Raw genomic sequence first — 10756 nt, forward strand, 5'->3', positions numbered from 1 at the left:
GCCGTGCCGGAGTGCGGGCATGCCGAGCCTAGGCGAGGCACCGAGTGGTGGGGCAAAGACCTTTTGGTTACTTTTGGCTGGGCCGGCATTCCGGGCGTTTGCCAAAAGTGACCCGCTGTAAGAGCGGAACCATAAGCCGCCGTTACCGCAGCAACGGATATGTACCCAATACAGCTACCGCGCCAGCACCATGGCAAAATACCCAAACACCGTGAGCAAAATCCCCGACACCGCATACGCCACCGGAAACCCAATCCACGGCACCGTACTATCAATTTCCTTGGCCGCCTCCCGCGCCGGCCCCGAGTGACTCCGCGCCCCCGCAACACCGCCCATGAGAATCGCCGGGTTGATCTTGAACACATGAAAACCCACAGCCCAAACAATAAACGGTGGAATCGTACAAGCCACGAACCCAAGCAAAAAGATCTTCAACGCAATGATCGCGCTAATCTGCGAAACCAGGTTAGCCCCCGCATTCACCCCCACAATCGCGACAAAGAATATCAACCCCATGTCCTCGAGAATGTTGCGGGCCGCATTCGGTGTATTGCCGAAAAACCGCACCCGCGACACCAGCGACGAGACGATAATCCCCGACACCAGCAACCCGCCCGCATTGCCCAGCCCCACCGCCGCACCGAACGCCGGCACCTGAATCAGCCCGATCAACAACCCCAGCACCATACCCAGCGACAGCGTCAGCAAATCCGTCGCCGTACTCGCCCGCCCCGCCTTGCCCAGCAACGCCGTGGCCTTGTCGATGGCACTGCGCAAGCCAATCAAGTGCATCACATCCAGGCGCTGCAACCGCGTTTCCAGCCCCATCGGAATCGGCGCTCCACCCCGCTCAATCCCCACCAACTGCACCTGCCCGGCAATCGGCGACTGGCTGAATTCCTTGAGCGCCCTGCCCACGGCATCCTTGTGGGTCACCAGAATCACCGCCTCATCCAGCGGTATATTCAACGCTCGGGCATCAGGTACTTCCGGCCCGATCAGGCCCATGTGATCGGTCAGCGCATCCAGGCTGCCGCCCAGGGCGATCACATCGCCCAGCTGCAACACCAGCGTCGGATCAGCCCCCAGCAACTCGTCACCACGCTCGACGTTCTCGATCTGGTACAACGCAAAGCGCTGGCGAAACTGCGCGATGCTCTGCCCCACCAGCTCCGGGTTCACCAGGCGATAGGCCCGCAGGTCAAACGGCCGATACCCACTGAGCCCGGCATCGTCGACGTTCGGCACTCCGTGCTCCACCTCGAATGCCTTGGCCGCCTTGCGCGCATCCACACCCCACCAGCGCGGCAGATACTTGCAGATCAGGATGATGCCGACCGTGCCCCAGATATAGGTGATGCCGTAAGACAGCGCGATCATCGCGGTGGCCGCCGCCGCCGTGGTGCCCGGTGGCAGCGGCACCACGCCCGAGGTAATCGCCTGTTCGGCGGAGCCAATCGCCGCCGACATGGTTTGCGAACCGGCAAGAATCCCGCCCGCCGCGCCCACCGGCAGGGATAACAGCCGCACGCCGAGCACCACGATACCCAGCCCGAGGAACGAGGACAGGATTGCCAGGAAGGTGAATTTCAGGCCATCACCCTTGAGACTGTTGATGAACGAAGGCCCGACCCGCAGCCCGACGCCGTACATGAACAGGTAATAAAACAGGCTCTTGGTAAAGTTATCGAGTTCGAAATGCACGCCGTAGTAAGACGCCCACGTCGCAATCGCGCAGCCGATCACGATGGCCCCGGCCACCGCGCCCAGGCCATAACCCTTGATGGTGCCGCGCCCGACCCAGACGGACAGGCCAACCACCAGGAACAGCAGGATGTAGGGGTTGTCGTGCAGGAAAGTAAAGAAGGCAGTCACGATGATTCGTACCTGGCGATGCAACGCTAAAGGCACCGGGCCTCGAGGCCCGGTGAGTGTTCAGTGCGTTCAGTCGAGGTTCGGGGTGTCGGCCGGGATGACCGGGTCGGCGATGGCGCCATGGCTGAAGCTTGGGCCCGCGTCGGAATGCTCCATCGGGTTTTTCTGCAGGTGGGCAACGGCCTTGCGCAGGTCTTCCAGCAGCAACGCCACCAGGTCACGGCTCACGCCATGCCGTACCAGGATGCGCTGTACCACGACGTTCTGCCGATCGGACGGCAACGGGTATGACGCGATCTGCCAGCCGCGCATGCGCACGCGCTCCGACAGGTCGTAGAGGCTGAAGCCGTGGTCGACGCCGTCCTTGAGCTTGTAGCAGACCGCCGGCAGCCCATCCTTGCCGTCGTACACCAGTTCCAGCGGGGCAAACTTGGTGATTTCCGAGGCCAGCCATTGCGCCGTGTCGGAGCACGCTTGTTGAATCCGCGTGTAGCCATCGCGCCCCAGCCGCAGGAAGTTGTAGTACTGGGCAATGATTTCACCGCCGGGCCGGCTGAAGTTCAGGGCAAAGGTCGCCATGTTGCCGCCCAGGTAGTCGACGTAGAAGATCAACTCTTCCGGCAGGTCTTCGGTGGAGCGCCAGATAACCCAGCCGACGCCCAGCGGCGCCAGGCCGTACTTGTGGCCGGAAGCGTTGATGGATTTGACGCGCTCGATCACAAAATCCCATTGCAGCTCTTGCTGGATGAACGGGGCGATAAACCCGCCGCTCGCCGCGTCGACATGGATCGGGATATCCAGGCCGAGGTCACGTTGCATCGAGTCCAGCTCGGCCGCCAGGGCTGCGACCGGTTCGTAGATCCCGGTGAAGGTCACGCCCAGGGTCGCGACGACACCGATGGTGTTTTCGTCGCAATATCCCCGCAGGTCGGCCGGGCGCAGGCCCAATGCGTCACCGCGCAACGGCACTTCGCGAATTTCCACATCGAAATAACGGGCGAATTTCTTCCAGCAGATCTGCACCGGGCCGCACACGAAATTCGGTTTGTCGGTGGGCAGCCCCGCCGCTTCGCGGCGCTTTTTCCAGCTCCACTTCAGTGCCAGGCCGCCAAGCATCGCCGCTTCGCTGGAACCGGTGGTGGAGCAACCCACGGTTTGCCACGATTTCGGCGCGTGCCACAGGTCGGCAATGATGTGCACGCAACGGTTTTCGATCTCGGCCGTCTGCGGGTACTCATCCTTGTCGATCATGTTTTTGTCGAGGGCATCGGCCATCAACTGCTGCACTTCGGGCTCGACCCAAGTGGTGCAGAAGGTCGCCAGGTTCTGCCGGGAATTGCCGTCCAGCAGCAGTTCGTCGCGCACCAGGTTGTAGGCGGCCGACGGCGTGGTCGAGTGGTCCGGGAGGCGGTATTTGGGCAGTTTGTGCTGGGCGGAGCCACTCGAATAGACGTCTTCGATGGCTTGGTCCTGGGTCTCTACGGTTCTGTGAAGTGCCATGAAATCCTGCTCTTGAATGAGGGAAATGGCGTAGACGTTGATCGCGACAAATGCCGATCAGGCTGCGTCAGGAAACGAACGATGGAGCGGTGGCGCCGAATATCACACGCACGGCGGCGCAGGAAAGTGACCCAGATCATTAGACGCGTGGATAAGCAGGCAAACGTGCCGGGGGTGCCTGGCAGTGACCTACTGGCTCAGTGCTTCGTTCAATATCAGGCTGCGATAGTGCCCGGGGTTGGAGCCCGACCACTTGCGAAACGCCTTGTAGAACGAGCTGGCATCGGCAAACCCCAGGCGGGTGGCGATCTCGGCAAAGCTGATGTCGGAATCGGCCAGCCAGACGATCGCCAACTCCTTGCGCACGCTGTCCTTGAGGCCCTGGTAGGTCTGCCCTTCTTCCGCCAGGCGCCGGCGCAGGGTCGAGGCCGAGATGCACAGGGATGCGGCCAGGCCTTCGGTTTCCGGCCAGGTGTCGGCAGGCATGTGCCGCAGGTCGGTCTTGATGCGGGTGGCAAGGCTGTCCGGGTCGCGGTATTTGACCAGGATGTTGGCGGGCGCATGGGCCAGGAAGCGCTTGAGCTCCTCCGGGCTGCGCTTGATCGGCAGGTCGAGGCAGTCGGCGGAAAAGATCATCCGGGTACGCGGCCGGTCAAAGCGCAAGTTGTCGGAAAACATCACCTGGTAGTCGTCGCAGAAGTCCGGCTGCGGGCAACGCAGTTCAATCGCCAGGATCGGGATCCGGCGCCCCGCCAGCCAGCAGGCGACGCCGTGGACGATCATCCAGTAGGCGAAATAGGTGAAGGCGCGCCTGGGTGCGGGCTCCGGCTCCAACAGTACGATTTCCGCCAGGCTCTGCTGGCGCACCAGTTGCGCCGGCATGCGCTCGAGCATCAGTGACAGGAACCCCAGGCCGGTTTCCAGCGCAGTGGCCAGGCTCGGTTGTGCCATGGAGGCCCGGCAGAGGAACTCCAGGCTGCCGGATTTGAGCTTGCGCGGGTCCATGCCAAAGAATTCATCGTCCATTCGCCGTGCCAGCAAGCGCCATAAGCGTGCGTAAGCGGTTGCCGGGACGCGTGCGGTTGGCTGGCCCAGCAGTGCTGGCTCAATCCCGACCTTGGTCAACACTTCATCGCTCGCCGCACCCGGCGCGCAGCTCTGCAACAGGGCTTCGCGGACCAGTTGGATGGAAATCGTGTCTTTTTCCGACATGGGGAATGGCGCAATCCGGTGACTGGGACGATGCCGCGCATTCTAGTGTCGGATGCGGTTTGCCACCACCGTTCAGTCAAGGTTCAGTAAAGGTCAATATTCCCTGTTTAGTAATGAGTATCATTATGTTACAACTTAGCATCCTATCTAGTGACGATTCGGTGCCGAATGCTTGTTCCCTTTCTAATCATGCTGCGCGAAGGCATAGAAGCCGCCTTGATCGTTGGCATTATTGCCAGCTACCTCAAGCAAACTGGCCGTGGCCAGTACATGCCCGCAGTGTGGATCGGCGTATTTCTGGCAGCGGCCCTCGCGCTGCTGGTCGGCGGTGGCCTGGAACTGGTGAGTGCCGAATTCCCGCAGAAACAACAGGAACTGTTCGAAGGCATCGTCGGCCTGGTGGCCGTGGGCATTCTCAGCTCCATGGTGTTCTGGATGCGCAAGGTCGCGCGTTCCATCAAGCATTCCCTGCATGAATCCCTCGATCATGCCCTGGCCGGCTCCAAACACCAGGTCACCGCACTGATTGCCATGGTGTTTTTCGCCGTGGCCCGTGAAGGCCTGGAAACCGTGTTCTTCCTGCTGGCCGTGTTCCAGCAAAGCGAAGGTCCGGGCGCGCCGATTGGCGCCCTGCTCGGCCTGATCCTGGCGATCATCGTCGGCTTCCTGATCTACACCGGCAGCATGCGCCTGAACCTCGGAGCGTTCTTCCGCTGGACCGGCCTGTTCATCCTGGTGGTGGCCGCCGGCATCCTCGCCAACTCGGTACAAGCCCTGCACGAAGCCGGGGTATGGAACCACCTGCAAACCGTACTGTTCGATTTCAGCGCGACGCTGCCGATGGATGGCCCGCTGGGCTCGGTGCTGGCCGGCATGTTCGGCTATCAGGACGCCCCGACCATCAGCACCCTCGGTGCCTACCTGATTTACCTGGTGGTGGCCCTGGTGATGTTCTTCCTGCCGGCGCCGCCGAGCAAGCCGGCTACCCGCACAACCTCTTCCGTTTCCAGCCAGTAAGGACCGCCTCTTGTCCAACCAAACCCCTCAACCGGCTCCGCCCTCCCGCGCCTTGCGCTGGGCGGTGGGCGGCTCGGTGGTCGTGATGATCGCCGCCGGTGGCCTGTTCTACTACGCCTCGCAACTGGCCGCCTCCAAGCGCCAGGCCAACCACGATGAAATCGCCGTCACCATCCACGCCCACAGCTGCGAGCCGAATGCGCTGACGGTGCCGGCGGGACGCGCCAGCTTCCGCATCATCAACCGCTCGGACCGTGCCGTGGAGTGGGAAATCCTCGACGGCGTGCTGGTGGTCGAAGAGCGCGAAAACATCGCCCCCGGCCTGAGCCAGGTGATCAACGCCAACCTGCTGCCCGGCGACTACCAGATCACCTGCGGCCTGCTGAGCAACCCGCGTGGCACCTTGAAGGTGACACCGACTGCCGAGTCTGACGCCCAAGCCAAGGCCAAGCCGTCGATGGTCGCGTTTATCGGCCCGCTGTCGGAATTCCGCGTGTACCTGAGCAGCCAGGGTAGCGCCCTGGTCAAGGCCGTTACCGCGCTGGACCAAGCCATCGAAGCCGGCGACCTCGCCCAGGCCCAGGCGCTTTACGTACCGGCCCGCGAGGCTTACCAGCGCCTGGCCCCGGCTTCGCAACGCCTGGCGGAACTGGACAACGCGATCAACGCCCGCGCCGACTACTTTGAAAAGCGCGAGCAGGACCCGGCCTTCAGCGGCTTCCACCGTCTCGAATACGGCCTGTTCCAGCAACGCAATCTCGACGGCCTGGCGCCGATTGCCCAGCGCCTGGTCACCGACGTCAGCAGCCTCAAGCAACAGCTGCTGGCCCAGTCGCTGCCGCCGGAGCAACTGGTGAGCATCGTGGTGCGCAACCTCAACAGCCTGGCCGACGTACGTGCCGCCAGCGGTGAGGAAGAACGCTACAGCCATACCGACCTCAACGGCTTCGCCGCCAACCTGGACGCCGCCCGCAAAGTGGTCGACCTGATGCGCCCGCTGCTGACCAAATCTGCCGCGCAATTGCTGCCGGGGATCGACAGCGCGATCAACGCCCTCGATGCCGAACTCAACGGTTTGAAAGTCGATGGCCGCTACGCCTCGTATGACAGCGTTACCGCCGATCAGCGCAAGCAGATCGCCGACAAGGCCAAGGCTCTGGCCGTTGCACTCGATGGAATCGACCCCGCCCTTGGCCTTTCCGGCCTGAAGTGAAGACGACCGTAGACATGAGTGATTCAGAACAATTTTCCGCCCAGCGTCGTCGTGTATTGCTGGGTATGGCCGCCACTGGCGCGGCCATTGCCGGCAGCAGCCTGAGCTGCCCGGCAATGGCTGCCAACGCGGCGGCACAGGTGACCACCGCGCCAAGCAGTGAAAAGACCCAGGACCACCACGATTTCCATGGCAAGCACCAGACCGGCATCGTCACTCCGCGCCCGGCCTGCGGCATGTTGGTGTCATTCGACGTGTTGGCCAGCGACCGCGAGGACCTGGAGCGGCTGTTCCGCACCCTGAACGAGCGCATCGCATTCCTGATGACCGGCGGCACCGTGGTGCAAGTCGACCCGAAACTGCCCCCCACCGACTCCGGCATCCTCGGCCCGGTGGTGACACCGGACAACCTGACCATCACCGTATCGGTGGGCGAGTCGCTGTTCGACGAACGCTTCGGCCTGGCCGCGGCCAAGCCCAAGCGCCTGATCCGCATGGTCGGTTTCCCCAACGATGCACTGGAACCGGCGCAGTGCCACGGCGACCTGAGCCTGCAGTTCAGCTCCAACACCCCGGACACCAACATCCACGCCCTGCGCGACATCGTGAAAAACCTGCCGGACCTGCTGCTGGTGCGCTGGAAGCAGGAAGGCAGCGTGCCGCCCCAGGCCCCTGCCCGCCCCGGCGAGCCGGCGCAAAGCGCGCGCAACTTCCTCGGTTTTCGCGACGGTTCGGCCAACCCGAACTCCAACGACAACAAGGCGATGGATCAGATTGTGTGGGTACAGCCAGGCAGCGACGAACCGGCCTGGGCCGCCAATGGCAGCTACCAGGCGGTGCGGATCATCCGCAACTTCGTCGAACGCTGGGACCGCACCCCGCTGCAAGAGCAAGAAAGCATCATTGGCCGGATCAAGACCAGTGGCGCGCCCATGGATGGCCAGAAAGAAACCCAGGTCCCGGACTACAGCAAGGACCCGGAAGGCAAGTTGACCAAGCTCGATGCCCACATCCGCCTGGCCAACCCGCGTACTGCACAGACCCAGGCCAACCTGATCCTGCGCCGGCCGTTCAACTACTCCAACGGCGTCAACAAAAACGGTCAGCTGGACATGGGGCTGTTGTTCATCTGCTACCAGGCTGACCTGGAGAAAGGCTTTATCAGCGTGCAAACCCGGCTCAACGGCGAGCCTCTGGAGGAATACCTGAAGCCGGTTGGCGGCGGTTACTTCTTCACCTTGCCAGGCGTCACCGGGGCCCAGGATTTCATCGGGCGCACGCTGCTTGATGCGACACATCCACAAACCACTGCCAAAACCTAAAACAAACCCCAGAGCGGAAATCGTCCCATGAAGAAGTCGTCTCTCGCATTGTCGTTGTTAATGAGCCTTTCGCCGCTGGCCGCCTTCGCCGCCACCGCACCGCTGGACCTGGTAGGGCCGGTGTCGGACTACAAGATTTACGTCACCGAAGAAATCGGCGAGCTGGTCACCCAGACCCAGGCGTTCACCGACGCCGTGAAAAAAGGCGACCTGGCGACCGCCAAGAAGCTGTACGCGCCAACCCGCGTGCACTATGAGTCGATCGAGCCGATCGCCGAACTGTTCAGCGACCTCGACGCCTCCATCGACTCCCGCGTGGACGACCACGAGAAAGGCGTGAAAGCCGAAGACTTCACCGGCTTCCACCGCATCGAGTACAGCCTGTTCTCCGAGAACACCACCAAAGGCCTCGACGCCCTGGCGGACAAGCTCAACAGCGACGTACTGGACCTGAAAACCCGCGTGGACGGCCTGACCTTCCCGCCGGAAAAAGTCGTGGGTGGTGCTGCTGCTCTGCTGGAAGAAGTCGCCGCGACCAAGATCTCCGGTGAAGAAGACCGCTACAGCCACACCGACCTGTATGACTTCCAGGGCAACATCGACGGCGCGAAGAAAATCGTCGACCTGTTCCGTCCGCAGATCGAGAAGCAGGACAAGGCCTTCGTCGCCAAAGTCGACAAGAACTTCGCCACCGTGGACAAGATCCTGGCCAAGTACAAAACCAAGGATGGCGGTTTCGAGACCTACGACAAGGTCAAGGAAGCCGACCGCAAAGCCCTGGTTGGCCCGGTCAATACCCTGGCGGAAGACCTGTCCACACTGCGTGGCAAGCTTGGCTTGAACTGATCCAGACGCTGCATGCTCTCGCCCGGCCTGCCGGGCGAGAGCCTTCCTCAGGCTGACGCCACCTGCACTCCGTCCGAAGGCCGCAAGGCATCGCGGATAGTCCGCAGCTTCAAGCACGTTTCCTCGTACTCACTCCCGGGATCCGACTCGGCGACAATGCCGCAGCCGGCGAACAGGTGCGCCTCACAGCCTCTGATCAACGCCGAGCGCAACGCCACGGCAAATTCACCATCACCCTGCGCATTCATCCAGCCCACTGGCGCTGCGTACCAGCCACGGTCGAGCTGCTCGTGCTCTCGGATATAGGCCATCGCCTCACGTCGCGGCAAGCCACCCACCGCCGGCGTCGGGTGCAGGGCCTGCACCAGTTGCAGCAATTGCACCTGGGGATGCAAGCGGCCCATCACCGGCGTCAACAGGTGCTGCACGTTGGCCAGCCGGTGCAACTGCGGCTGGCTGGCAATGTCGAGCATCGCGCAATAGGGCTGCAATGCTTCGCGCAGGGTTTGAACCACCAGGGTGTGTTCGTGGCGGTCCTTGGGGCTGTCCATCAAGGCCTGGCCAAGTTCGGCATCGTGCTGCTCGTGACGACCACGCGGGCAAGTACCGGCCAACGCCACCGTGTTCAGCGTGCCACGAGTCACCCGCACCAGCCGCTCCGGCGTTGCGCCGAGAAAGCAGCTGTCACCACGGCTGAACGCAAACAGGTACGCCTGGGGATAGGCCGCCTTGAGGTTTTCCAGCAGCGGGCCACAGGGGATCGTCCGTGAGGTGGTCAACCGCACTTCGCGGGCCAGCACCACCTTGCGCAGGTCGCCGGCGTTGATGCGCTGCACGGCCGTCGCCACGGTGTCTTGCCATTGCTGCGCGCTGATGGTGTTTTCGTCGCTCGGTGTGCCGAGGGGAATCTCCTGGCGTGGCGCACTGGCGTAGCGGGACAGAAGCAACGTCCACTGGGTTTCCAGGCTCTGGGCGCAACGCACCGCGTCCGCCCCGGGCTCCAGCCACTGGCTGAAGATCACATGATGTTGCTCGGCTTCCCGCAGCAGCAGGATGCGCGGCAGCACCAGGGAGGTGGCGGCGAATGACTGCCATTTGAGCGAGCGCGGGCCCTTCGGGTCAAACGCAAAGCCGCCACACAGCAACGGCTGGCGCGGCCCCACCTGATGGGCCTGGCTGAGCAACGCCTGCCACGCCAGGGCACTGGCGTTGAAGCGGTCATCGGCCCCGGGGCTGATTTCCTCGGTACAACCAAAGCCGGCCATGGCCAGTGCGCCCCGGTCACTTGACCAGAACAGGCTTTGCCCGAGTACCTGGCGGTTGGCGGCAAATAACCGCAGCGGGTCCAGGCGCTCCGAGGCCAGGCTGAACACCACCAGCACTGCGCCGCCCTTCTCGCGCGCCAGGCGTTCGCCCTCGGTCAGCGCCTGAAGCAATCCCGGCAGACGTTCACTCATGCTCCGCTCCTTGATGCTGCTGGCGCCAGTGGCGCACTTGCTGGTCGATATTCCATTGGATGATCTGCGCAAACAGCGGGACCACGAACATCGGGTCCAACCCTTCGCGCTCGGCCCAGCGGCGGCGATGGGGCAGCATGGCGGCCACCCGCTCGGGGGCGGCGATGCTGGCTTCGTCAGGCTTGAACTGCGCCGCAGCTTTCACATAGGCCAACCGCTGGCCGAGAGCGCGGATGATCTGTTCGTCCAACGTGTCGATACCCAGGCGGACGTCTTCCAGCCCGCTGCACTGCTCAGGTGTTTTCATAGGATTC

The 10756-nt window shown here is 62.9% G+C and carries 9 protein-coding genes; 4 read left to right on the forward strand and 5 right to left on the reverse strand.

What is annotated here, in order from left to right; all coding sequences use genetic code 11:
- Positions 1-174 precede the first annotated feature (174 nt).
- The 3 genes from HX807_RS31835 to HX807_RS17125 form a co-directional block, all read right to left on the reverse strand.
- Complete coding sequence (locus HX807_RS31835; protein WP_177050528.1) at positions 175-1875, reverse strand: TrkA C-terminal domain-containing protein; 1701 nt, start codon at positions 1873-1875, stop codon at positions 175-177.
- A gap of 69 nt (positions 1876-1944) precedes the next feature.
- Complete coding sequence (locus HX807_RS17120; protein ID WP_177050529.1) at positions 1945-3375, reverse strand: glutamate decarboxylase; 1431 nt, start codon at positions 3373-3375, stop codon at positions 1945-1947.
- A gap of 189 nt (positions 3376-3564) precedes the next feature.
- On the reverse strand, positions 3565-4587 hold the full coding sequence (locus HX807_RS17125) for an AraC family transcriptional regulator (RefSeq protein WP_134326683.1): 1023 nt from the start codon (positions 4585-4587) through the stop codon (positions 3565-3567).
- A 168-nt stretch (positions 4588-4755) separates the two neighbouring features.
- On the opposite strand from HX807_RS17125, the gene efeU reads away from it, so the two are divergent.
- The 4 genes from efeU to efeO (HX807_RS17145) are packed head-to-tail and all read left to right on the forward strand — an operon-like array spanning position 4756 to position 8985.
- Positions 4756-5604: an iron uptake transporter permease EfeU gene (gene efeU, locus HX807_RS17130; protein WP_003218412.1), complete on the forward strand. Its 849-nt coding sequence runs from the start codon at positions 4756-4758 to the stop codon at positions 5602-5604.
- Between the two features lie 10 nt (positions 5605-5614).
- Positions 5615-6817, forward strand: a complete 1203-nt coding sequence (efeO, locus tag HX807_RS17135; RefSeq protein ID WP_177050530.1) for an iron uptake system protein EfeO — start codon at positions 5615-5617, stop codon at positions 6815-6817.
- A 14-nt stretch (positions 6818-6831) separates the two neighbouring features.
- The gene (gene efeB, locus HX807_RS17140; RefSeq protein ID WP_003218414.1) at positions 6832-8139 is read left to right on the forward strand and encodes an iron uptake transporter deferrochelatase/peroxidase subunit; all 1308 of its coding nucleotides are present in this window, start codon (positions 6832-6834) and stop codon (positions 8137-8139) included.
- Positions 8140-8166: 27 nt separating this feature from the next.
- Positions 8167-8985 carry an iron uptake system protein EfeO gene (efeO, locus tag HX807_RS17145; RefSeq protein WP_003218415.1) on the forward strand — a complete coding sequence of 273 codons (819 nt, stop codon included), beginning with the start codon at positions 8167-8169 and terminating at the stop codon, positions 8983-8985.
- 47 nt (positions 8986-9032) lie between these two features.
- On the opposite strand, the gene HX807_RS17150 is transcribed toward efeO (HX807_RS17145), so the two are convergent.
- Both HX807_RS17150 and HX807_RS17155 read right to left on the reverse strand, forming a co-directional pair.
- On the reverse strand, positions 9033-10442 hold the full coding sequence (locus tag HX807_RS17150; protein WP_003218416.1) for an isochorismate synthase: 1410 nt from the start codon (positions 10440-10442) through the stop codon (positions 9033-9035).
- Positions 10435-10749, reverse strand: a complete 315-nt coding sequence (locus HX807_RS17155) for an isochorismate lyase (protein ID WP_003218417.1) — start codon at positions 10747-10749, stop codon at positions 10435-10437. The genes HX807_RS17150 and HX807_RS17155 overlap by 8 nt, the downstream gene beginning before the upstream one ends.
- Between the last annotated feature and the right edge of the window lie 7 nt (positions 10750-10756).

The sequence above is a fragment of the Pseudomonas sp. D8002 genome, from assembly GCF_013385695.1.
Lineage (GTDB): Bacteria > Pseudomonadota > Gammaproteobacteria > Pseudomonadales > Pseudomonadaceae > Aquipseudomonas.